Annotated in this window: 21 protein-coding genes and 1 pseudogene; 11 read left to right on the top strand and 11 right to left on the bottom strand. The window is 60.2% G+C overall.

Annotated elements, in window-relative coordinates; translation table 11 throughout:
* The first annotated feature begins 105 nt into the window (after positions 1–105).
* From dbpA to yccS, 3 genes are all read left to right on the top strand, one after another.
* Entirely contained in the window at positions 106–1443 is a 1338-nt protein-coding gene (dbpA, locus tag FIV39_RS16805; protein ID WP_235865629.1) for an ATP-dependent RNA helicase DbpA, read from the top strand.
* A gap of 160 nt (positions 1444–1603) precedes the next feature.
* Complete coding sequence (locus tag FIV39_RS16800; protein ID WP_090401709.1) at positions 1604–2782, top strand: BaiN/RdsA family NAD(P)/FAD-dependent oxidoreductase; 1179 nt, start codon at positions 1604–1606, stop codon at positions 2780–2782.
* 132 nt (positions 2783–2914) lie between these two features.
* The gene (gene yccS / locus FIV39_RS16795) at positions 2915–5098 is read left to right on the top strand and encodes a YccS family putative transporter (RefSeq protein WP_090401708.1); all 2184 of its coding nucleotides are present in this window, start codon (positions 2915–2917) and stop codon (positions 5096–5098) included.
* Positions 5099–5186: 88 nt separating this feature from the next.
* Here the strand turns inward: yccS and FIV39_RS16790 are convergent, their stop codons facing one another.
* A complete protein-coding gene (locus tag FIV39_RS16790) occupies positions 5187–5924 on the bottom strand; it encodes a substrate-binding periplasmic protein (RefSeq protein ID WP_090401707.1) in 738 nt (245 codons plus the stop codon).
* A gap of 201 nt (positions 5925–6125) precedes the next feature.
* Between FIV39_RS16790 and FIV39_RS16785 the strand changes: the two genes are divergently transcribed.
* Positions 6126–6578, top strand: coding sequence for a GNAT family N-acetyltransferase (locus FIV39_RS16785; protein WP_090401706.1), 453 nt, complete (start codon positions 6126–6128; stop codon positions 6576–6578).
* A gap of 120 nt (positions 6579–6698) precedes the next feature.
* Here the strand turns inward: FIV39_RS16785 and FIV39_RS16780 are convergent, their stop codons facing one another.
* From FIV39_RS16780 to FIV39_RS16770, 3 genes are read right to left on the bottom strand one after another with little or no spacing between them, the layout of a single operon-like run.
* Positions 6699–6995: a winged helix-turn-helix domain-containing protein gene (locus FIV39_RS16780; RefSeq protein WP_090401705.1), complete on the bottom strand. Its 297-nt coding sequence runs from the start codon at positions 6993–6995 to the stop codon at positions 6699–6701.
* Positions 6996–7014: 19 nt separating this feature from the next.
* On the bottom strand, positions 7015–7515 hold the full coding sequence (locus FIV39_RS16775) for a M48 metallopeptidase family protein (protein ID WP_027606033.1): 501 nt from the start codon (positions 7513–7515) through the stop codon (positions 7015–7017).
* A gap of 43 nt (positions 7516–7558) precedes the next feature.
* Positions 7559–9664, bottom strand: a complete 2106-nt coding sequence (locus tag FIV39_RS16770; protein WP_090401704.1) for a putative bifunctional diguanylate cyclase/phosphodiesterase — start codon at positions 9662–9664, stop codon at positions 7559–7561.
* A 308-nt stretch (positions 9665–9972) separates the two neighbouring features.
* Here FIV39_RS16770 and FIV39_RS16765 point away from each other — a divergent pair, with 308 nt between their 5' ends.
* Together FIV39_RS16765 and FIV39_RS33495 are read left to right on the top strand one after the other, a co-directional pair.
* Positions 9973–10638 (top strand): polysaccharide lyase family 7 protein, encoded by a 666-nt coding sequence (locus FIV39_RS16765; protein ID WP_090401703.1) that lies wholly within the window; start codon positions 9973–9975, stop codon positions 10636–10638.
* Between the two features lie 320 nt (positions 10639–10958).
* A pseudogene (locus FIV39_RS33495) lies at positions 10959–11048 on the top strand (fructose-bisphosphate aldolase); the annotation flags it as partial.
* 152 nt (positions 11049–11200) lie between these two features.
* On the opposite strand, the gene FIV39_RS16755 reads toward FIV39_RS33495, so the two are convergent.
* The 7 genes from FIV39_RS16755 to tkt form a co-directional block, all read right to left on the bottom strand.
* The gene (locus FIV39_RS16755; protein ID WP_090401702.1) at positions 11201–11653 is read right to left on the bottom strand and encodes a hypothetical protein; all 453 of its coding nucleotides are present in this window, start codon (positions 11651–11653) and stop codon (positions 11201–11203) included.
* Between the two features lie 828 nt (positions 11654–12481).
* The gene (fba, locus tag FIV39_RS16750; protein WP_053128086.1) at positions 12482–13546 is read right to left on the bottom strand and encodes a class II fructose-bisphosphate aldolase; all 1065 of its coding nucleotides are present in this window, start codon (positions 13544–13546) and stop codon (positions 12482–12484) included.
* A 258-nt stretch (positions 13547–13804) separates the two neighbouring features.
* A complete protein-coding gene (locus FIV39_RS16745; RefSeq protein WP_090401701.1) occupies positions 13805–14137 on the bottom strand; it encodes an MliC family protein in 333 nt (110 codons plus the stop codon).
* A gap of 60 nt (positions 14138–14197) precedes the next feature.
* Positions 14198–14425 carry a hypothetical protein gene (locus FIV39_RS16740; protein ID WP_090401700.1) on the bottom strand — a complete coding sequence of 76 codons (228 nt, stop codon included), beginning with the start codon at positions 14423–14425 and terminating at the stop codon, positions 14198–14200.
* Between the two features lie 29 nt (positions 14426–14454).
* Positions 14455–15618: a phosphoglycerate kinase gene (locus FIV39_RS16735; RefSeq protein ID WP_090401699.1), complete on the bottom strand. Its 1164-nt coding sequence runs from the start codon at positions 15616–15618 to the stop codon at positions 14455–14457.
* Positions 15619–15635: 17 nt separating this feature from the next.
* Entirely contained in the window at positions 15636–16691 is a 1056-nt protein-coding gene (epd, locus tag FIV39_RS16730; RefSeq protein WP_090401698.1) for an erythrose-4-phosphate dehydrogenase, read from the bottom strand.
* A 142-nt stretch (positions 16692–16833) separates the two neighbouring features.
* The gene (gene tkt / locus FIV39_RS16725) at positions 16834–18831 is read right to left on the bottom strand and encodes a transketolase (RefSeq protein WP_090401697.1); all 1998 of its coding nucleotides are present in this window, start codon (positions 18829–18831) and stop codon (positions 16834–16836) included.
* Positions 18832–19103: 272 nt separating this feature from the next.
* Between tkt and FIV39_RS16720 the strand changes: the two genes are divergently transcribed.
* From FIV39_RS16720 to FIV39_RS16700, 5 genes are all read left to right on the top strand, one after another.
* Complete coding sequence (locus FIV39_RS16720) at positions 19104–20099, top strand: ArsR/SmtB family transcription factor (protein WP_090401696.1); 996 nt, start codon at positions 19104–19106, stop codon at positions 20097–20099.
* A gap of 19 nt (positions 20100–20118) precedes the next feature.
* Positions 20119–21309, top strand: coding sequence for a methionine adenosyltransferase (gene metK / locus FIV39_RS16715; RefSeq protein ID WP_090401695.1), 1191 nt, complete (start codon positions 20119–20121; stop codon positions 21307–21309).
* A 213-nt stretch (positions 21310–21522) separates the two neighbouring features.
* A complete protein-coding gene (locus tag FIV39_RS16710) occupies positions 21523–21873 on the top strand; it encodes a hypothetical protein (RefSeq protein ID WP_090401694.1) in 351 nt (116 codons plus the stop codon).
* Positions 21874–21968: 95 nt separating this feature from the next.
* Complete coding sequence (gene ligB, locus FIV39_RS16705) at positions 21969–23633, top strand: NAD-dependent DNA ligase LigB (protein WP_090401693.1); 1665 nt, start codon at positions 21969–21971, stop codon at positions 23631–23633.
* Between the two features lie 66 nt (positions 23634–23699).
* Positions 23700–24095: a DUF1090 domain-containing protein gene (locus FIV39_RS16700; RefSeq protein ID WP_090401692.1), complete on the top strand. Its 396-nt coding sequence runs from the start codon at positions 23700–23702 to the stop codon at positions 24093–24095.
* Positions 24096–24099: the final 4 nt, after the last annotated feature.

The following is a 24099-nucleotide window of genomic DNA, read 5'->3' as shown; positions in this document are numbered from 1 at the left end:
AAAAACCCACCGGGGCCTGCTACACTGCGCGACATTTTGTTTTGCAGAGCCAGTCCCGTGACTACCATCGCCACCGCTTTTAATACTTTGCCCCTGTCCGCCGCCATGCTGGCTAACCTCGACTCGCTGGGTTATGTCGAGATGACGCAGATCCAGGCGCAAAGCTTGCCGGTGATCCTCAAGGGGCTGGACCTGATTGCCCAGGCCAAGACCGGCAGCGGCAAGACCGCCGCGTTCGGCATCGGCCTGCTGAACCCGATCAACCCGCGCTACTTCGGCTGCCAGGCCCTGGTGATGTGCCCGACCCGTGAGCTGGCCGACCAGGTCGCCAAGGAAATCCGCCGCCTGGCCCGTGCCGAAGACAACATCAAGGTCCTGACCCTGTGCGGCGGCGTGTCCCTCGGCCCGCAGATCGCCTCCCTGGAGCACGGCGCCCACGTGATCGTCGGCACCCCGGGCCGTATCCAGCAACACCTGCGCAAGGGTTCGCTGGTGCTGGACGGCTTGAACACGCTGATCCTCGACGAAGCCGACCGCATGCTCGACATGGGTTTCTACGACGCCATTGAAGACATCATCAGCAAGACCCCGCCGCGCCGCCAGACCCTGCTGTTCTCGGCCACCTACCCGGTGAGCATCAAGCAGCTGGCCTCGAAGTTCATGCGCGCGCCGCAGCAAGTGAAAGCCGAAGCGTTCCACTCCGACGACCAGATCGAACAGCGTTTCTACGAGATCTCCCCGGAAGAACGCATGGACGCCGTGACCAAGGTGCTGGCGCATTTCCGCCCGGCCTCCTGCGTGGCGTTCTGCTTCACCAAGCAGCAAGTACAGGAAACCGTCGATCACCTGACGGCCAAGGGCATTTCCGCCGTCGGCCTGCATGGCGACCTGGAACAGCGCGACCGTGACCAGGTATTGGCGATGTTCGCCAACCGCAGCACCTCGGTGCTGGTGGCCACCGACGTCGCCGCCCGCGGCCTGGACATTGACGCGCTGGACATGGTGATCAACGTCGAACTGGCCCGCGACTCGGAAATCCACATCCACCGCGTGGGCCGTACCGGTCGCGCCGGTGAGACCGGCATCGCCATCAGCCTGGTGGCGCCGTCCGAAGCGCACCGCGCCCAGGCCATCGAGCAACTGCAGAAGTCACCGCTGAACTGGGACCAACTGGACAACCTCAAGCCGCAAAGCGGTGGCCCGCTGTTGCCGGTGATGAGCACCCTGTGCATCGCCGCCGGCCGCAAAGACAAGGTGCGCCCAGGCGACATCCTCGGCGCATTGACCGGTGAAGCCGGCATCCCGGGTGCCCAGGTCGGCAAGATCGCGATCTTCGACTTCCAGGCCTTCGTGGCCGTGGAACGCGGCATCGCCAAACAGGCGTTGCAGCGTTTGAACGACGGCAAGATCAAGGGCCGTTCGTTGCGCGTTCGTATCCTGTAACACGATCTCCGACCTATATGGAGATCCAATGTGGGAGGGGGCTTGCCCCCGATGGCGGAGTGTCAGTGACAGATGTACTGACTGACACACTGCCATCGGGGGCAAGCCCCCTCCCACATTTGACTGTATTCCAAATCAGAATTTGTAAGAGGACACCGTTTTGCGCTCGACCGAAGTTGTGATCATTGGCGCCGGCGCCGCAGGCTTGATGTGCGCACTGACCGCCGCCGGGCGTGGGCGCAAGGTGATGTTGCTCGACCATGCGAACAAGGCCGGCAAAAAGATCCTGATGTCGGGCGGTGGCCGCTGCAATTTCACCAACCTGTACACCGAGCCGGCCAACTTCCTGTCGCACAACGCGCACTTCTGCAAGTCCGCCCTGGCCCGCTATACCCAGTGGGACTTTATCGGGCTGGTGGCCAAGCACGGCGTGCCGTACCACGAGAAGAAACTCGGCCAGCTGTTCTGCGATAACAAATCCAGCGACATCCTCGGCATGCTGTTGGACGAGTGCATCCAGACCGGCGTGAGCCTGCACCTGGACACCTCGATTGAAGAAATCGCCAAGGTCGACAACGGCTACCAGTTGCAGACCACCGTGGGTGAACTGCGCTGCGAATCCCTGGTGATCGCCACCGGCGGCCTGTCGATCCCGACCCTGGGCGCCACCGGTTTCGGTTACCAGGTGGCCAGGCAGTTCGGCCATGAGCTGTTGCCGACCCGCGCCGGGCTGGTGCCGTTCACCATCACCGACCAGCTCAAGGACTTGTGCGGCGAGTTGTCCGGTACCTCGGTGGATTGCCTGGTCAGCTGCAACGACCAGAGCTTTCGCGAGAACATCCTGTTTACCCATCGCGGCCTCAGCGGCCCGGCGATTCTGCAGATTTCGTCCTACTGGGAATCCGGCGACACGGTGGAAATCAATCTGCTGCCTGACCACGACGCCCACACCTGGCTGCAACAGCAGCAGGTCGAACGCCCCAACAGCGAGCTGAAAACCCTGCTGGGTGAAATCTTCACCAAGAAGATGGCCAATCTGCTGGCGGAAACCTGGTTCGTGTCCAAGCCGATGAAGCAGTACACCCACGCCGAAGTGGCCGACATCGCGCAAAAACTGTCGAGCTGGCAACTGGTGCCGGCGGGCACCGAGGGCTACCGCACGGCCGAAGTGACCTTGGGCGGCGTGGATACGCGGGAAGTCTCGTCCAAGACCATGGAGTCGCTGAAAAGCCCGGGCTTGTACTTTATTGGCGAAGTGCTGGATGTGACCGGACACCTGGGTGGGTTCAACTTCCAGTGGGCGTGGGCTTCCGGTTACGCGGCCGCGCAGTTTGTTTGACACGACGCGGTAAAAAATGTGGGAGGGGCTGTATGCCTGAGAATAATTTGCTGTCAGATGTGATCACCACCCTTGCCGTGGCGTCACTGATGGCTCAATTTAGCGGCATCGTCCCGGAAGACTCCAGACTTCATGTCATCGACCTCGTTCAAGCAGTCCATGCGGCGCCTGTGGGCGCTGGATAAATTCAGCTATAGCATCCGGGTGTTCATCGCCCTCACCGGCAGCATGGTGTTGTGCTGGTACCAGGATGAAATGGCGCTGCTGATCCCGCTGTTCCTGGGGATTATCGCCAGCGCCCTGGCCGAGACCGACGACAGTTGGCAAGGCCGCCTCAACGCCCTGGCGGTGACGCTGGTGTGTTTCAGCATTGCCGCGCTGTCGGTGGAGCTGCTGTTCCCCTACCCTTGGATTTTCGCCATCTCCCTGGCCCTGGCAACGTTCTGCCTGACCATGCTCGGCGCCTTGGGTGAACGCTATGGCGCGATTGCCTCGGCCACCTTGATCCTGTCGGTCTACACCATGATCGGCGTGGACCAGCGCGGCGGCGCCGTCAGCGATTTCTGGCATGAACCGTTACTGCTGGTGGCCGGTGCCGCCTGGTACGGCGCGCTATCGGTGCTGTGGCAGGCGCTGTTTTCCAACCAGCCGGTGCAACAGAGCCTGGCGCGGTTGTTCCGCGAGCTGGGGCGTTACCTCAAGCTCAAATCGTCGTTGTTCGAACCGATTCGCCAGCTGGATGTGGAAGCCCGCCGCCTGGAACTGGCCCAGCAAAATGGCCGGGTGGTGGCGGCGCTGAATGCGGCGAAGGAAATCATCCTGCACCGTGTGGGCAATGGCCGGCCGGGGTCGAAGGTCAGTCGCTACCTCAAGCTGTACTTCCTGGCCCAGGACATCCACGAACGCGCCAGTTCATCCCACTATCCTTACAACGCCCTGGCCGATGCGTTCTTCCACAGCGATGTGTTGTTCCGCTGCCAACGCCTGCTACGCCAGCAAGGCAAGGCCTGCCAGGCCCTGGCCGAGTCGATCCAGTTACGCCAGCCGTTCATCTATGACGACAGCTTCGCCGAAGCCCTCAGCGACCTGAATGCTTCCCTGGAACACCTGCGTATCCAGAGCAACCCGGCCTGGCGCGGCCTGCTGCGTTCGTTGCGCGCCCTCGCAGCCAACCTGTCCACCCTCGACCGCCTGCTTGGCGACGCGAGCAACCCCGATGCCCTGGCCGACGCCACCGACAGCAACCTGCTGGACCGCGCCCCACGCAACCTGAAGGAAATGTGGACGCGCCTGCGCACGCAACTGACGCCGACGTCGCTGCTGTTCCGCCATGCACTGCGCCTGTCCCTGGCGCTGACCGTCGGCTACGGCATGTTGCATGCGATCCACGCCTCCCAAGGCTACTGGATCATCCTCACCACGCTATTTGTTTGCCAACCGAACTACGGCGCTACCCGGCGCAAGCTCGGCCAGCGGATCATCGGCACCGCCATCGGCCTCACCGTGGCGTGGGCGCTGTTCGACCTGTTCCCCAGCCCCCTGGTGCAGTCGATGTTCGCCATCGCCGCCGGGCTGGTGTTCTTTATCAACCGCACCACCCGCTACACCCTGGCCACGGCGGCGATCACCTTGATGGTGCTGTTCTGCTTCAACCAGGTGGGCGATGGCTACGGGTTGTTCCTGCCACGCCTGTTCGATACGTTGCTCGGCAGTTTGATTGCAGGCCTGGCGGTGTTCCTGTTCCTGCCGGACTGGCAAGGCCGACGCTTGAACAAGGTGCTGGCCAACACCCTGACCTGCAACAGCATCTACCTGCGCCAGATCATGCAGCAATACGCCGCCGGCAAGAGCGACGACCTGGCTTACCGCCTGGCCCGGCGCAATGCCCACAACGCCGATGCGGCGCTGTCCACCACCCTGGCGAATATGCTCATGGAGCCCGGGCATTTCCGTAAGGAGGCCGATGTGGGCTTCCGCTTCCTGGTGCTGTCGCACACATTGCTCAGCTACCTGTCGGGGCTCGGTGCACACCGCGAAACCCAGCTGCCGGCCGAGGTGCGTGAACACTTGATCGCAGGCGCCGGCAATAGCCTGGCGGCGAGCATTGATGAAATCGCCACGGGGCTGGCGAACAAGCAGCCGATTGCGATTCAGAGCGATGCCGAGGAGGCCTTGGCGGCGGATCTGGAGCAGATGCCGGATGAGATAGATGAAGGGCAGCGGTTGGTGCAGACGCAGTTGGCGTTGATATGCAGACAGTTGGGGCCGTTGCGCACCTTGGCGGCGCACCTGATCAAAGATACCAGCGCGGCTTAGGCCGCTATCGGGGGCAAGCCCCCTCCCACACTTGATCGCATAACAAATGTGGGAGGGGGCTTGCCCCCGATAGCGGCCCGCACAGGCACTACATGCCATGGGCCTTCATCAACCGCGCATAACTGCCATCAGCCTTCATCCTGGCAATCTCACGGTCAAAGCTCGCCACAATCTGCGCGTGCTCAGGGTTCTTCAGGCTGACCAGAATATGCAGGCTGTTTTCGCTCAGCGGCTTGGGCAGGAACTCCACCGCATTGCGCACCCGCGCCGACTCGCGCGACAGGTAATAACGCGCCACATACTCATCCTCCACGGTCAGCCGCACCCGCTGCGCCGCCAGCATCCGCACGGCCATGGCGAAGTTATGCACCGGCACTTTCTGCAACTGCACATCCCCATCGAACGCCGCCGAATAGGCATAACCACGCACCACCGCAATGGGATAGTCGTGCAACTGCTCCAGGTCCTGAAACTCGATGGGGTCGTCACGGCGCTTGATCAAACGCACGCGGTTAAGCAGGTATTCGCCCGAGAACTGCCCCAAATGCGTACGGGCCTCGTCGTACCAGGCGTTGACCAACACGTCATAGCGCCCGTCGCCCACGCCCATCAGCGCCCGGGCCCAGGGCACCTGTTCGAAGTCACTGGCATAGCCCGCACGGGCCAACGCCGTGGTGACGATGTCGGTCGCCAACCCACCATTGACCAAGGTGGAATCGGTAAAGGGTGGCCAGGCATCCGCTACCAGGCGCAGACGCTGTGCAAATGCAGGCGTGGCCAGCAACAACACTCCAATCAAAGCAACGGCACGAGACAATCGCGGCATGCTCAAAGTCCTTGGCGGGCAGGCGGTGGCCTTAGCTCAGGCAGTGCCTGAGGCTCTAACATTAGCTCAGATTACACAAAGAAACGGCCGACGAACGCACTCAATGATGGCAATTTGATTTCATCCACAAAAATAGTTGATTTAGACACCGCTGCCCGTCGCGCTTACTATCCAGAACGGACATTTACGTGAGATCACACCATGACAGTCGATTGGGTCTGCAAGCATCACACCGACCTGGGCAAGGAGCAGCTGTACGCCATTTTGCGTTTGCGCAGCGAGGTCTTCGTTGTCGAGCAGAAGTGCGTCTACCAGGACATCGACGGGCAGGACCTGGCGGGCGATACCCACCACCTGATGGCCTGGAAAGACGACGAGCTGGTGGCCTACCTGCGCCTGCTGGATCCAGAGTCCCAGGGCGGTGACGTGGTGATCGGCCGTGTGATCGTGGCGCCGGTTGCACGGGGCACCGGGCTGGGGCACCAGATGATGGAAGAAACCCTCAGGCAGGTTGACGAGATCTGGCCTGAGACGCCGATCTTCCTGTCAGCCCAAGCCCATTTGCAGGGGTATTACGGGCGGTATGGGTTTGTGGTGGCGGGTGAGGAATACCTGGAGGATGACATTCCACATATAGGGATGCGGCGCGCTTGAGGCCGCCATCGGGGGCAAGTCGAATCGTCGCACCGCCCCTCCCACATTTGAATGTATTCGCAGTTCAAACTGTGGGAGGGGGCTTGCTCCCGATAGCGTCAGCCAAATCCACGCAGGGCCTCAGGGATAACCCAATACTTGTTTGACGGACGCGAGATTCAACTCGATCCAACGCCGATCAATCGCGCCCCAATCGCGAATCCGATAGTGCCCGGCATGGTTGCGGGCGCCGTCTTCCTGTTCGAACTCACACACAATATCCAGGTCGGCCAGTGCCGCAATCGTGTCCTGCGCGGTGCGCCGGGGCATGCCGGTAACGTCGGTCAGCGCCGGGACGCTGCTGGCCTGCCCGCTGTCGATCAGGTACGCCACGTACAGGCGGCGGTAGAAGCTGCTTTTGGTCTTGCTCACATCCATGGTCAGTCGCCTTGTGCGGTCAGGGTTTGCCCTGCAGGTCGCGATACGTGAGGTACACCCGCAGGTCGAATTCCACCTGGTGGTAGCCGGGCATCATGTAGTCGCAGAGTTTGTAGAACGCCTTGTTGTGGTCCGATTCCTTGAAGTGCGCCAACTCGTGAACCACGATCATGCGCAGGAATTGCGGCGCGGCCTCCTTGAACAGCGAGGCAATGCGGATCTCTTTCTTGGATTTGAGGTTGCCGCCCTGCACCCGCGAGATCGTGGTATGCAGGCCAAGGGCGCGGTGGGTCAGATCCAGGCGGTTATCGAACAGCACTTTGTCGATGGCCGGCGCGTTGCGCAGGTGTTCCTGCTTCAAGGCCTGGGCATAGGCGTACAGGGCTTTGTCGCTCTGCACCCCATGGCGGTCGGGGTAACGCTGCTCCAGGTAGGCGCCCAACTGGTCCTTGGCGATCAGCTGGCGTACTTGCTCCTGGAGGGCAGCGGGGTAAGCCTGGAGGTATTTCAGCGCGGTCATTGGGGTCTGCAACAGGATTCGGATGGGCGCCAGTGTAGCGAATTCAGCGCACGCGGGCGCGTGCCCAGTCGACCACTTCTTCAGCCATCAAGGGCTGCGCCGCCCACGGCCCCTGGATATACGGGCAACCCTGGGCCTTGAGCCACTGGGCCTGCTCCTGGGTTTCCACACCTTCGGCCACCACGACCACCTCAAAATGCCCGCACAGCTCGATAATGCTGCGCGCCATCGCGGCGTCCCGCACCGAACCCGGCAGCCGCGCAACCAATTGCGGATCAAGCTTGAGCGTATCGAAGGCCAGATCGCGCAAATGCGCCAGGGAACACTGCCCCGAGCCGAAGTCATCCAGGGCGATACGCACCCCGATACGGCGCAGCAACTTGAGCTGCTTGGCGGCCTCTTCCAGGTTACTCATCAGGCAGTCTTCGCTGATTTCCACCTCCAACTGGTACCCCTCCAGGCCATATCGCTCCAGCATCTGCTGCAGTTGGTTCACCAGGTTAGGCATATTGAACTGGCTGCTGCTCAGGCTCACGCTCAGCACCAACGTATCGTCAAACGCGGCTTGCCATGCCTGGCGTTGGGCGGCGATCTGCTGGTAGATCCACGCGCTCAGTTGGCTGATCAGCCGCGCCTCTTCCAACAACGGTAAAAACAGCCCCGGTGGCACATCGCCGACACTGGGGTGCTGCCAACGCAACAACACCTCAACGCCGCGCAAACGCCCATCCACCAGCGAGACCTGGGGCTGATAGACCAGGGTGAAATCCTTGTTTTGAATCGCCGTGCGCACGCTGTCTTCAAGCATCAGCCGCGAGCGGGCGCGGCCGTTCATTTCCTGGTCGTAATAACGATATTGCTGACGACCGGCACGCTTGGCTTCGTACATGGCGATGTCGGCCGCGCGCAGCAAACCACTCAAATCCGCACCGCAGTCCGGGAAGGTGGCAATGCCGATGCTGACCCCGAGCATCACATCCAAACCGTCGACCTGCTGGCACACCGACACTCGCTCGATCAGCTTTTCTGAAATTTTTGCCGCCTGCTCCGGAAACTCCAGCTCCAGCAATGCCGTGAATTCATCACCCCCCATACGGCCAATAATGTCGTAGGAACGCAGACAGCCCTGCAATTGCTCCGAGACCCAGCGCAGCACACGGTCGCCGGCATCATGACCGAGGGAATCGTTGACCCGCTTGAAACCGTCGAGGTCCAAGTACAGCAACACCAAGGACTGCTCTGTCCGCTCGCTGCGCGATAACGTGTTTTCCACTGCCTGGTAGAAGCCGCGCCGGTTCAGCAGACCGGTCAGCGGGTCGGTCACGGCCTGGAACTCCAGCTGCTGGTGCAGGTGGCGCACTTCGGACATATCCAGCACCGTCACCACCATGGCCTTCTGTTCAGCGGGCAGCGGTGCACAGGACAACGCCACCGGCACCTGCTGGCCCCGGCCGGTGCGCAGCAGCGCATCGTGCAGGCGCCAGGTTTCACCTCGGCGGTAGCCGGCGTACATCTGCGAATCCGGCCAGGTAGGCACATGGGGTTTTTGCAGGAAACTCAGGAAGTCCTGGCCTTGCAGCTCCTGGATCGTGGCATTGAGCAGGCGCGAAATCGCCGGGTTGGCGTATTCGATCACGCCCTCTTCACTCACCACCAGAATGCCCTCGGCGGCGTTATCCAACACCGACGCATTGAAAGCCCGGGCGGACTCCAGGTCATGGCTCAGGCACTGCAAGGCCCGACGAATGCGCTGGTGCTCCAGCAACGCCTGGACCTTGGGCTTGAGGATGTGCGGATCGAAAGGTTTGAACAGGTAATCGATGGCGCCGCTGGCGTAGCCTTCCAGCACGGCGGCGGGCGACTGGGCATTGGCACTCAGAAAGATGATCGGGGTCATGCGTGTGCGATGGCTGCCGCGCATCAAGCGGGCGACCTCGAAGCCGTCCATGCCGGGCATCATCACATCCAGCAGCACCAGGTCGACGTCATGTTGCAGCAGTAACTCCAGGGCTTCCACACCAGACGCGGCAGTCACCACCAGCCAATCATCACGTTGCAGAAGCGCACGCATGCTGATCAGATTTTCTGGGTAGTCATCGACCACCAGAAGAACAGAACTGCCATCGCCATGAGGTGGAGCGCATTCCATGCTAGGTCTCTTCCTTAGGTCTACTCCGGTCACTTCTGAGAGAAAACCCGGACAAACATTGAGGCCTCACTCTAGCCCCGGATCCTGAAAATCAGAAGTGACGTGGATGCCATCATTGCGCCAAAGTTCAGTCAGCCGACTAACGGTCAACCTCTACAGCCCACGGTTCATGGGAAACATGGCTTTTTGGCATTCCCTTGACGCCAATAAATTGCCAGCAAACGTTTAACAACTGGCCGACCACCGCCTATAAAGAACCTGTCAGGCCCCCGGGCCAAAGCCTTCAACCCCTGTAAAAGGCCAACGCCATGATCGACCTCTCCACCTGGAACCTGAGCATTCCGGTCGGCTCCCCGCCCGCCACCATCGACACCCCGAAACTGATGAGCGGTTTCAATGACCAATACTTCCAGGCCGAAGGCAGCAACGTACAATTCTGGACACCCGTGACCGGCACCCGCACCGAGAACGCCGTATACCCACGCAGCGAGCTGCGCGAAACCTACGCCGACGGCCGCTTGCGCAACTGGACCTACCCCGAAGCCGACAACTTCCTGCGCGCCACCCTGGCGGTCAACCAGGTGCCCTCCAGCGGCAAGATCGTCATCGGCCAGATCCACGCCTACGACAGCCAGAAGCCGCTGATCAAGCTCGAATACCAGTTCAAGGAAAAGACCCAGACCGGCAACATCGTTGCCAAGGTGCGCATGCGTCCGGATGAAGATGAAAGCCGCGTGATCATCGTCGCCTCCAATGTGCCGCTGGAGAAAAGCTTTACCTACGTGATCAACCTCAACAAAGCCGGGCTGCTCAGCGTGTATGCCGCTGACAGTGAGTGGAACGAGCGCATCGGCGCAGCGTGGGCCGCCAAGCCGCTGTACTTCAAGGCGGGCGCGTATGTGCAGGACAACAGCGGGGACAGCAAGGAAGGCGCGAAGGTGACGTTTGCGAAGTTGGATATTGATCACGAGTGAACACTGACCGGACTCGCTTCCAGTAGGCCTCTTCCTTTGAATCAACGGGTTTTTCGCTGATTCACACAATCAATTAAACGCCGCCAACCCCTGTGGGAGCCGGGCAAGCCCGGCTCCCACAGGGCCCTGCACCCTACAGCCAGATCGACGCTTACAGTTCGCCCCGTCGCTGGCATTGAACAGCGATAGGGTTTCGCAGCCCTAACGATACGTGTGTACCCAAGCATCATGAATACAATGACGAAAGCATCTGCGCCCGGCGTTTACTTTATGGTGGTTGTGTGTGGAAGACCTTCGGGTCTGCCGGGTTCCTCGTATCCTCCAATACCGCACGCATTCTGGTGCAGGACGTGAGCGATGTGTTTGGGGTGATTGAACACTGGGGGTTCAACACATCCACCCCCGGATAAAACGTGAGTCGAAAACGCCCGCAATCATTGCGGGCGTCTTGATATACGCCTACATCTAAATAAATTCGGCCCCCTTACCACCTTTACTGACGTGTAAATGCGTAGCCGCCCACCAAGAGCGGCCGCACTTTTCATTCGAAGATGTTACCTGTCTACTGGGCAGGTAATGTGACCGGGGCAGGTCCCTTTGAGTTCTTCAGCTCAAAAGCACAGTCCGTGACCTTACTCGTTGTGCATTCTTTATTTTCATTCCAGTTGGAACCTATAGCCATAGGAGGCAAGGTAAACCGCTGGGACAATCTTAAATACTCGTCCTTGCCTTTACCGCCGTAATTACAGCTCACGTAGTTATAAGCCGCCTTGGTTTCACTGTCTGTTCCCTGCTTGATCGCAGCTCCCAAAAATTTATATTCCTGGATCATCGAACCATTATCAATGAACTGCTCGCCCTTCCAGCCCCCTTCACCTGAAAACTGAATGCTCTCGGCTTTGATCGTTGACACTTCTGGGCAAAATAGCGGTGCCGCGTATGCACTTCCCATCAGCAGTAGCGTTCCAATCGCGGCTAAATATTGAAGTGCTTTTATAAGATATGAATGTGACATGGCGGCTATACCTCTCTTGAATGAGTCATCCAATCATGCAGAAAATGACCAACGTGCGACACTGTCAACGTTGACAGTTATAAATACAAATTAGAAATAGTTACCCGTAGTTTAATTTCGTCCAGTACGGTCCCGCAACGGCTCTATGCAGAGCTTCTCCTTACCGGATCTCAAAGCCTGGCTGCCTTTAACAAGAAATCTCAGCATCCGCGCTATCGGCTATAGCAAATCATTATAAAAACCTGTTAATTCTTACAGGTTACTAAAAGCCTTCGTGAATCTAACCTTACTATCGAAACACGAAAAAACAGATTATCGCGAACAAATCAACCTGACCCTCGTGGCCACCCATTATCTATTTGAAAGGATAAAATCATGGCTAGTATCATCGGATACATATGTCGAACACACAGGGCGCAACATAGTAATCAACATTACCAATGCTGATGATATCTACGGACCAATATCGGGAACTATTTCTATTTGCGGATCATCAGCACCATTTACTGGAGGTCAAAGAATTGATACTGTCAACACTACTGGCCATCTAAATGCGACTATACCGAATGCCACAACGGAGTCATGGACATTTACCACCAGCACTGTTGACCACCGGCAATTAAATGTCCAGCGCCGTTATGCAGGCAATGATAACAACTGGATAAACGACAGCTTCATCGCTGTTCGGCAATGTTAGTGAAGTGTGAGTTGAAGAAAACCCGCTAAGCGCTTCGCCCCTAATTAACTTATTTAAATTTATAATCTAAAATACAGCCTCAAAAAAACCGCATTTCTGCGGTTTTTTTCGAGGCATTTTAACATTCAGGCTTAATTCACCTTAGCGTTCAACTCACCTTTCAAATAACGCTGGTACATCGCTTCCAACGAAACAGGCTTGATCTTCGAAGCATTACCAGCAGTACCAAACGCTTCATAACGTGCGATACACACATCACGCATCGCGGTCACGGTGGCGCCGAAGAATTTACGTGGGTCGAATTCGCTCGGGTTGGTGGCCATCAGGCGACGCATCGCACCGGTGGACGCCAGGCGCAGGTCGGTGTCGATGTTGACCTTGCGCACGCCGTACTTGATGCCTTCGACGATTTCTTCAACCGGTACGCCGTAGGTTTCTTTGATGTCGCCACCGTACTGGTTGATGATCGCCAGCCACTCTTGCGGTACCGAGGAAGAACCGTGCATCACCAGGTGGGTGTTAGGGATGCGCTTGTGGATTTCCTTGATGCGGTCGATGGCCAGTACGTCGCCGGTCGGTGGCTTGGTGAACTTGTAGGCGCCGTGGCTGGTGCCGATGGCGATCGCCAGGGCGTCGACTTGGGTCTTCTTCACGAAGTCGGCGGCTTCTTCCGGGTCGGTCAGCATCTGGCTGTGATCCAGCACGCCTTCGGCGCCGATGCCGTCTTCTTCACCGGCCATGCCGGTTTCCAGGGAACCCAGGCAACCCAGTTCGCCTTCAACCGAGACGCCGCAGGCGTGGGCCATGGCCACGGTTTGTTGGGTTACGCGTACGTTGTACTCGTAGTCGGTCGGGGTCTTGCCGTCTTCACCGAGGGAACCGTCCATCATCACCGAGCTGAAGCCCAGTTGGATGGAGCGCTGGCACACGTCAGGGCTGGTGCCGTGGTCCTGGTGCATGCACACCGGGATGTGTGGGAATTCTTCGATCGCGGCAAGGATCAGGTGACGCAGGAAAGGAGCACCGGCGTATTTGCGGGCACCGGCCGAAGCCTGGACGATCACTGGGGAGTCGGTCTTGTCAGCGGCTTCCATGATGGCGCGCATCTGCTCAAGGTTGTTGACGTTAAAGGCTGGGACGCCGTAGCCGAACTCGGCTGCGTGGTCCAGCATTTGACGCATGCTGATAAGTGCCATTGTGTTGTCTCTCCCGGTCGAGGGTCGTTAATCGTGCAAGCCTGCCGTAGCGGCGGCTGCTATTCAAGTTATTGCAGGTCAGGCTTTGCATGCCTGCCGTGCTGAATCGTTATTGCTGATGTGGGAGGGGGGCTTGCCCCCGATGACAGCCTGTCAGTGATGACTCTGTTGGCTGATCCACCGCTATCGGGGGCAAGTCGAATCGTCGCACCGCCCCTCCCACATTTTGGTCTTATCGATGCTGAGACCGCGTTCTATTTACTGAGCCTTACAGCCGCGCCCAATCAAATCGTCGGTGGCAACCCAGTAAACCAGGCCTTCCTCACCTTTTGTGTGAAACGCCAACTGGTCGTTGCTGTACAGCACGCCCGAAGCCGCCACATCCTGTTTGAGGCGATAAACCTGGTCGGAACCGCCGAGGCGTACATCCACCTCACTGCGGGCCTGGTTGGCGAACCGCCAGTTGACCTCGGCCTTGCTGTCGCAGGTCCAGGTGGTCCACTTACCTTCCGGTTCTGCCTTGTTGAACATGTTCATGCTGCTGCAACCGGCCAATAGGCCCAGGGCTGCCAGGGCGAAAACGCCTTTCATTGCCAATCCTCGCAGCGGGGCCAAAGGCCGCCGATGCCGTCGGTTAGTTGATCAGACCCGTCAAGGGCAACCCTGTTCCTGACCGTTGGGCGCAGAGTCGTATTTCTCCAGCCGGTCGTTGCCGATGCGCTTGTTGATCACCGGCATGGTCTCGGCTTGCCAGTCAGCCTGGTAGCAGCTTTTTTTCCGCTCCGGGGCAGGTTTCCCGGCCTCCGGCGCTGCGCTTGGCGTGCTGCCGCAGCCGGCCAACAGGCCCGCTGCGATCACCATTGCCAACGACTTGATCATGGGAATGCTCCTTTTCCGGATCACGAGCCTTAGCCTTTGGCTCGGGTTTCCAGCACTTCAACGGCCGGCAGGACTTTGCCTTCGACGAATTCGAGGAATGCGCCACCACCGGTGGAAATGTAGGAGATCTGGTCAGCAACGCCATATTTATCGATGGCCGCCAGGGTGTCGCCACCACCGGCGATGGAGAATGCCGAGCTGTCCGCGATGGCCTTGGCCAACACTTTGGTGCCGTTACCGAACTGGTCGAACTCGAACACGCCGACCGGACCATTCCACAGGATGGTCCGGGAGGCTTTCAGCAACTCTGCGAAGTTGGCCGCGGTTTGCGGGCCGATGTCGAGGATCATGTCGTCGGCGGCCACGTCGGCGATGAGCTTGACGGTAGCCTCGGCGGTTTCAGCGAACTCCTTGGCCACCACCACGTCCACCGGCAGCGGCACGCTGACCTTGGCGGCAATGGCGCGGGCGGTGTCGAGCAGGTCCGGCTCGTACAGGGACTTGCCCACCGGGTGGCCTGCTGCAGCCAGGAAGGTGTTGGCAATGCCGCCGCCGACGATCAGCTGGTTGCAGATCTGGCTCAGGCTGTTGAGCACGTCCAACTTGGTGGACACCTTTGAGCCGGCAACGATGGCAGCCATCGGTTGGGCCGGAGCACCCAGGGCCTTGCCCAGTGCATCCAGCTCAGCCGCCAGCAATGGGCCGGCAGCCGCAACCTTGGCGAACTTGGCCACGCCGTGGGTCGAACCCTCGGCGCGGTGAGCAGTGCCGAAGGCGTCCATCACGAACACGTCGCACAGGGCGGCGTATTGCTGGGCCAATTCGTCGCTGTTCTTTTTCTCGCCCTTGTTGAAGCGCACGTTTTCGAACAGCACGATGTCGCCAGGCTTAACGTCAACGCCGCCCAGGTAGTCAGCCACCAACGGCACGTCACGGCCCAGAGCCTTGCTCAGGTAGGCGGCTACCGGCTTGAGGCTGTTTTCGGCGGAGAACTCACCTTCGGTCGGGCGACCCAGGTGGGAGCAGACCATCACGGCCGCGCCTTTTTCCAGGGCCAGCTTGATGGTCGGCAGCGAGGCCAGGATTCGCGCATCGCTGGTGACAACACCGTCCTTGACTGGGACGTTGAGGTCTTCGCGAATCAGTACGCGCTTACCTTGCAGATCGAGGTCGGTCATCTTCAACACGGTCATGGGTCGCAGTTCCTGAATTACTGTTGAGGTTGTTTAGAGGCGATATGCAGATAATGTTCCGCAACGTCGAGCATTCGGTTGGCAAACCCCCATTCGTTGTCGAACCAGGCCAGGATGTTCACCAGCCTCGGGCCGGAAACGCGGGTCTGGCTGGCATCGACAATTGCCGAATGCGGGTCATGGTTGAAATCACAACTGGCGTGGGGCAACTCGGTGTAGGCCAGCAAGCCTTTGAGCGGGCCGCTGGTAGCGGCGTCGCGCAGGATCCGATTGACCTCCGTCGCATCAGTGTCGCTGACGGTTTGCATGGTGATGTCCAGGCAGGACACGTTCACCGTCGGCACCCGTACGGCTTTGGCCTGGATTCGCCCAGCAAGTTCCGGCAGCAGGCGTTCGATGCCGCGGGCGAGGCCTGTGGACACCGGAATCACCGACTGGAACGCCGAGCGTGTGCGACGCAGGTCTTCATGGTGATAGGCATCGATCACCGGCTGGTCGTTCATCGCCGAGTGGATGGTGGTGATCGACACGTAGTCCAGGCCGATCGCCTGATCCAGCAGGCGTAACAGCGGCACGCTGCAGTTGGTGGTGCAGGAGGCGTTGGACACCAGCAGCTCATGGCCGGTCAGGCAATCCTGGTTGATGCCGAAGACGATGGTGGCGTCGACATCCGCCTCGCTGGCCATCGGCTGGGAAAACAGCACACGCGGCGCACCGGCGTCGAGGAAACGCTGGCCATCGGCGCGGGTGTTATAGGCACCGGAGCATTCCAACACCAGGTCGACGCCGAGCGCGGCCCAGTCGATGCCCTCGGGGGTGGCACTGCGCAGCACTTTCACGCAGTCGCCATTGATATGCAGACAATCGCCTTCGACGCGCACTTCGCCGGGGAAGCGGCCGTGGGTGGAGTCAAAGCGTGTCAGGTATTCGATGCTGGCCATGTCGGCCAGATCGTTAATCGCGACAATTTCAAACCCGGCTGCCGCCCCTCGCTCGAACAGAGCACGCAAGACGCAACGACCAATGCGGCCGTAGCCGTTGAGTGCAACTTTGTAGGGACGCGGTTGGGGCATGGGGTTCTCGATTACCTTGGGTAATAGGGTGGCGGGTCGACCGCTATCGCGAGCAAGCCCGCTCCCACACTTGAAATGCAATCCAAATGTGGGAGCGGGCTTGCTCGCGATGAGGCCAGTCCAGCCACCTCACTCTACAGCCTTAGTCTTCCAGCAGCTCTTCAGCCTGACCCAGGATGTTTTCCAGGGTGAAACCGAACTCTTCGAACAACGCTGGCGCCGGCGCCGACTCACCGTAGGTGGTCATGCCGATCACGCGGCCTTCCAGGCCCACGTACTTGTACCAGTAGTCGGCGTGAGCCGCTTCGATGGCGATACGCGCGCTGACCTGCAACGGCAGGACCGATTGCTTGTAGTCGGCGTCCTGGGCTTCGAACACGCTGGTGCACGGCATGGACACAACGCGCACGTTACGGCCTTGGGCAGTCAGCTTGTCGTACGCCTGAACGGTCAGGCCCACTTCGGAACCGGTGGAGATCAGGATCAGCTCCGGCTCGCCGATGCAGTCCTTGAGCACGTAGCCGCCACGGCTGATGTCGGCGATCTGTGCGTCGGTGCGTACCTGGTGTTGCAGGTTCTGACGGGAGAAGATCAGCGCCGAAGGGCCGTCCTTACGCTCGATCGCGTGCTTCCAGGCCACCGCGGATTCCACCGCGTCGGCTGGGCGCCAGCAATCCAGGTTCGGCGTGGTACGCAGGCTGGTCAGTTGCTCGACCGGCTGGTGCGTCGGGCCGTCTTCGCCGAGGCCGATGGAGTCGTGGGTGTACACATGGATCACACGCTTCTTCATCAGCGCGGCCATACGTACGGCGTTGCGTGCGTATTCCATGAACATCAGGAAGGTCGCGCCGTAAGGCACCAGGCCGCCGTGCAGGGACACGCCGTTCATGATGGCGCTCATGCCGAATTCGCGCACGCCGTAGTACATGTAGTTGCCGCTGGCGTCTTCAGCCGAGACACCTTTGCAGCCTTTCCACAGGGTCAGGTTGGAACCGGCCAGGTCAGCCGAACCGCCAAGCAGCTCAGGCAGCAGTGGACCGTAGGCATTCAGGGCATTCTGGCTGGCTTTGCGGCTGGCAATGGTTTCGCCCTTGGCGGCCACTTCGGCGATGTACTCGTCGGCCTTCGCCGAGAAGTCCAGCGGCAGGTCACCGTTGAGGCGGCTCTTCAGCTCAATGGCCAGCGCCGGGAATTCGGCGGCGTAGGCTTCAAAACGCTGGTCCCACTCGGCTTCTGCGGCGCGACCGGCTTCCTTGGCGTCCCACTCGGCGTAGATATCAGCCGGGATTTCGAACGGGCCGTGGTTCCACTTCAACGCTTCACGGGTCAGGGCGATTTCCGCGTCACCCAGTGGGGCGCCGTGGCAGTCTTCCTTGCCTTGCTTGTTCGGCGAACCGAAGCCGATGGTGGTCTTGCAGCAGATCAGGGTCGGCTGCGCGCTCTTGCGGGCGGTGTCGATGGCGGTCTTGATCTCTTCCGGATCATGGCCGTCGACATTGCGGATCACCTGCCAGTTGTAGGCTTCGAAACGCTTAGGGGTGTCGTCGGTGAACCAGCCTTCGACTTCACCGTCGATGGAGATGCCGTTGTCATCGTAGAAGGCGATCAGCTTGCCCAGGCCCAGGGTGCCGGCCAGGGAAGCGACTTCATGGGAAATGCCTTCCATCATGCAGCCGTCACCCAGGAACACATAGGTGTGGTGATCGACGATGTCGTGGCCAGCGCGGTTGAACTGCGCGCCCAGGATTTTTTCAGCCAGCGCGAAACCTACGGCGTTGGCCAGGCCTTGGCCCAGGGGACCGGTGGTGGTCTCGACGCCTGGGGTGTAGCCGAATTCCGGGTGGCCCGGGGTGCGGCTGTGCAGCTGGCGGAAGCTCTTGAGGTCATCGATGGTGAGGTCGTAGCCGGTCAGGTGCAGCAACGAATAGATCAGCATCGAGCCGTGGCCGTTGGACAGCACGAAGCGATCACGGTCGGCGAACGACGGGTTGCTCGGGTTGTGTTTCAGGTAATCACGCCAAAGTACCTCGGCGATATCCGCCATGCCCATCGGGGCACCGGGATGGCCGCTGTTGGCTTTTTGCACGGCATCCATGCTGAGGGCACGAATGGCGTTGGCACGCTCACGACGGCTGGGCATCGCTGTTCTCCTGAGGATTTTGAAGAGTGAATGATTAAAAGAAACGGAAAAAAGGACCGGCATTTTCCCTCAGCCACCGCCTGCGGGCAATGACAGATAGTCACTTGCGGATGTTTTTCCTGTGCTTTGGGCGGCAATCGCTTGCAGAAACCTTTAACCAGTTCGTTTAAAGGTTATAGCGGCTGCTTATAACCGCCACTTATCGACCAATATCAAAACTTTTTGATATTGGCCTTGCGAGGATACTCACCCGTCACTAGACTGCTGGCCTTATGAACCTACCCGTGCCCACCCTGCGTCCTGACGACGGCGAAGACCTGGCAGCCTTGTGCAAGGCCGCTGGCGACCCGTTGCGCCTGAACGTATTACGCGCACTGACCAACGATTCATTCGGCGTGCTGGAACTGGCGCAGATCTTCGCCATCGGCCAGTCCGGCATGAGCCACCATTTAAAGGTGCTGTCCCAGGCCGACCTGGTCGCCACTCGCCGCGAAGGCAATGCGATTTTCTACCGCCGCGCCCTGCCCCACACCGACCTGCTCGGCGGCAAGCTGCACGCTGCCTTGCTTGAGGAAGTGGACAGCCTGAACCTGCCAAACGACGTGCAGTCACGCATCGGCCAGGTCCATGGGCAACGGGCTGCCGCGAGCCAGGATTTTTTCGCACGGGTTGCCGAGAAGTTTCGCGCCCAACAGGACTTGATCGCAGGCCTGGCCCAATACCGCGACAGCGTGCTGGCGCTGCTGGACAAGCTGAGCTTCAGTGAAGGGGCCACGGCACTGGAAGTGGGGCCTGGGGATGGCGGTTTCCTGCCGGAACTGGCGCGCCGCTTTCAGCAGGTCACGGCGCTGGACAACAGCCCGGCGATGCTCGAACTGGCGCGCCAGCTCTGTGAGCGCGAGGCGTTGGGCAATGTCAGCCTGCAGTTGGCGGACGCTCTGAACAGCACAACGATCAAGGCCGATTGCGTGGTGCTGAACATGGTCTTGCACCATTTCGCCGCTCCCGCCGACGCTTTAAAGCAAATGGCCGGGTTGCTGCACCCCGGCGGTAGCCTGTTGGTTACGGATTTATGCAGCCACAACCAGAATTGGGCCAGGGAGGCCTGCGGTGATCTCTGGTTGGGTTTTGAACAGGACGATCTGGCCCGTTGGGCCACCGCTGCGGGACTCGTTCCCGGGGAAAGCCTCTATGTAGGCTTACGCAATGGTTTCCAGATTCAGGTCCGCCATTTTCAGCGGCCGACTGGCGACACTCACCATCGGTAAATATCAGGAAAACATCGAGATGAGCGAATACTCCCTTTTCACCTCCGAGTCCGTGTCTGAAGGGCATCCGGACAAAATCGCCGACCAGATTTCTGATGCGGTGCTGGACGCCATCATTGCTGAAGACAAGTTCGCCCGTGTGGCGTGCGAGACTCTGGTGAAAACCGGTGTAGCGATCATCGCTGGCGAAGTGACCACTACCGCCTGGGTTGACCTGGAACAGATCGTCCGTGATGTGATCACCAACATCGGCTACAACAGCTCCGACGTCGGCTTCGACGGCGCGACCTGCGGCGTGATGAACATCATCGGCAAGCAGTCGCCCGACATCAACCAGGGCGTCGACCGTGCCAAGCCGGAAGACCAGGGTGCCGGCGACCAGGGCCTGATGTTCGGCTACGCCAGCAACGAAACCGACGTGCTGATGCCGGCACCGATCACCTTCTCGCACCAGCTTGTGCAACGTCAGGCCGAAGCGCGTAAATCCGGCCTGCTGCCTTGGCTGCGCCCGGACGCCAAGTCCCAGGTGACCTGCCGCTATGAAGGCGGCAAAGTGGTCGGTATCGACGCCGTTGTGCTGTCGACCCAACACAACCCGGACGTTTCCTACGCCGACCTGCGCGAAGGCGTGATGGAGCTGATCGTCAAGCACGTGCTGCCGGCCGAACTGCTGAGCAAGGACACCCAGTTCCACATCAACCCGACCGGCCAGTTCATCATTGGCGGCCCGGTAGGTGACTGCGGTCTGACCGGTCGCAAGATCATCGTCGACAGCTACGGCGGCATGGCTCGTCACGGCGGCGGCGCGTTCTCCGGCAAGGATCCATCCAAGGTTGACCGTTCGGCCGCCTACGCCGGTCGTTACGTGGCCAAGAACATCGTGGCTGCCGGCCTGGCCGAGCGTTGCGAGATTCAAGTGTCCTACGCCATCGGCGTGGCCCAGCCTACGTCGATCTCGCTGAATACCTTCGGCACCGGCAAGATCAGCGATGACAAAATCGTCAAGCTGGTGCGCGAGATCTTCGACCTGCGCCCTTACGCGATCACCACCATGCTCGACCTGCTGCACCCGATGTACCAGGAAACCGCAGCCTACGGCCACTTCGGTCGCACCCCTGCGCAGAAGACCGTCGGCGACGACACCTTCACCACCTTCACCTGGGAAAAAACCGACCGCGCCAACGACCTGCGCACTGCCGCCGGCCTGTAATCGCTCACGGTACACAAAGCCTCGCCGGGTTTTCCCGGCGGGGCTTTTTTATTGGCTGCGGGAGCCTCTTCACATTTTTTGGATCCAATACTTGCAGGCGAAATAATGGCCCTCTAGAATCCGCGCCCTCTCGGGCCTCTACCTTATTTGGATATTGCCCTGCGCCAGCCCGGGATTCATAAGTGCGCAGACAATCGAACATTGAGGTTATTCATGCGCATCTCCACGCTCGCCCCTGCCGCCCTTCTGATCAGCTTGTTCGCCCTGTCGGCCCACGCCGCCGACCTGAGCGCACTGAGTGGCGCCCTGGGCTCCCAGCTGGGTGTCGGCAATTCCGGCGACTGCCAAAAGCAATCCGCAGACCTGCAAACCAAGATCGATGCAGCCGAAGCCAGCAAAGACAGCTTGAAAGTGAAGGCCTTCAAAGCGGCGCAAGACCAGATCAACAAAGGTTGTGACAAACTTTCTGAAGCCCAGGCCAAAGCCGACGCCAAGCAGCAAACCCAGGAAGCCAAGGCTGATAAGCCTGATGCCGTGAAAGCACTGGGCGGCCTGTTCAAGTAAGCAGAAACACCCGGTAAAAAGCCCCGCATCGTCGGGGCTTTTTTGTGGGTGAAGCGATCATTTAGGCTGGGCGCCCTTTCCGAGCAAGGATGCTCATGATGCGTTTACAGATTGCTTTTTTACTCGCTGCGCTACCTTATTGGGCTTGGGCTGAGGACTGCCCCGATGAGGCTCGAACACAGATAGCGCCACTGGCCGAACAAGTCCGTTTGTGGGATGACGGCTATCACCGGCTCGGCCAATCCCCCGTCAGCGACGAACTCTACGATCAGGCCCGCCAACGCCTGGCCCATTGGCGCCAGTGCTTCTCCCACCCCGCCACCGAACCTGACAACCCATTGGCCAGCGCCAGGGGCACCTTGCCGCATCCGGTCGTCCATACCGGTCTGGAAAAACTGCTGGGTGAACAGGCCGTCGGCGCCTGGCTGGACACACGACAGGACGTGTGGATTCAACCCAAGGTCGACGGCGTGGCGGTGACCCTGGTGTACCGCCAGGGCCAGTTGAAACAGATGATCAGCCGTGGCGATGGGGCACTCGGCCAGGACTGGTCCGCCTCGGCGCGCAAGATCCCCGCCGTTGTCCAGCAACTGCCGGAACCCATCGATCTGGTGCTGCAGGGCGAACTTTATTGGCGCCTCGACGACCATGTGCAGTCGGCACGTGGCGGGCTCAACGCGCGCAGCAAGGTGGCCGGACTGATGAACCGCCGGCAGTTGAGTGACAGCGACGCCGCCGGCATCGGCCTGTTTGTCTGGGCCTGGCCGAACGGCCCCGCAGCCTTTACCGAACGCCTGGCCACCCTGGCACGCTGGGGGTTCACCGACAGCCAGCGCTATAGCCAGCCCGTGCAGAATATCGCCGCCGCCGTGCACTGGCGCACTTACTGGTACAACCACCCACTGCCCTTCGCCAGCGACGGGGTGGTGTTGCACCAGGCATTACGCGCACCCGCCGAGCGCTGGCAGGTCAGTGCGCCTTACTGGGCTGTCGCCTGGAAGTACCCCGCGTCCAACGCCCTGGCTCTGGTACGCAAGGTGCAGTTCAAGATCGGCCGCACCGGACGCATCACCCCCATTCTGGAGCTGGAGCCGGTACGCCTGGATGACCGCCAGATCAGCCGGGTAAGCGCCGGCTCCTTGAAGCGCTGGCAGGCCCTGGATATTCGCCCGGGCGACCAGGTGTCCATCAGCCTGGCCGGCCAAGTGATCCCTCGGCTGAACCAAGTGATCCTGCGCAATACCACGAGGGTCGACCTGCCAGTGCCCGACCCTCGGGACTTTCACGCCTTGAGTTGCTGGCAACTGGACCCCGGCTGCGAAGAACAGTTACTCGCACGCCTTACCTGGCTGAGCGGCGACCAGGGCCTGGCATTGCCGCACATAGGCCGCGAGACGTGGAACATATTGATCCAGGCCGGTCTAATCGCAGGCTTTCTCGATTGGTTAACCCTGGATGCGGCAGAGCTTGCTAACATTGATGGCTTCGGTGAGCGCAGCCGCACGCGGCTGCTCGACAGCCTTCACCGCGCTCGGCAGCGCCCCTTTGCACAATGGCTCAAGGCCTTGGGTGTACCGCCTGCCGCACGCAGCCACCTGGAGGGCAACTGGCAGACGCTGGTCGCCAGAGACACACAGGCCTGGCTGGCCATCGATGGCATAGGCCCGGGTCGCGCAGCGCAACTGAGCGCTTTTTTTCGCGACCCACACGTACAGACCTTGGCTGAAACATTACGTGTGGCCGGAATAGACGGTTTTTGAACCCGACCCAACCACCTTTAAATCACAGCAGAATTCACCCTGCTATTTGCACCCCTGGAGCTCCACATGAAATTCCTCGCCCCTCTTGCCCTGCTGACCGTCGCAAGTTTCATGGCCACGCCACTGCTGGCCGCCGAAGAAGCCACCCCACTCACCGGCTGCGCCGCCAAGCGCCAGGCCATCAGCACCCAGATCGAACAAGCCAAGGCCCACGGCAACAGCGACCAGCAAGCCGGCCTGGAAAAAGCCCTGAGCGAAGTCACCGCCAACTGCACCGATGCCGCCTTGAGGAAGGAGCGCGAAAACAAGGTACTCGACGCCAAGCACGACGTCAGCCGCCGTCAGGCCGACCTCGACAAGGCGATGAAAAAAGGCGACGCGGACAAGATCAACAAGCGCAAGGACAAGCTCGCCGAGTCCCGCAAGGAACTGCAGGACGCCGTGGAAGAACTCGACCAGTAAAACC

This window comes from Pseudomonas grimontii, from assembly GCF_007858185.1.
Classification (GTDB): Bacteria; Pseudomonadota; Gammaproteobacteria; order Pseudomonadales; family Pseudomonadaceae; genus Aquipseudomonas; species Aquipseudomonas grimontii.
The sequence above is the reverse complement of the archived record's forward strand: the minus strand, read 5'-3'. Positions and strand labels throughout refer to the sequence as shown.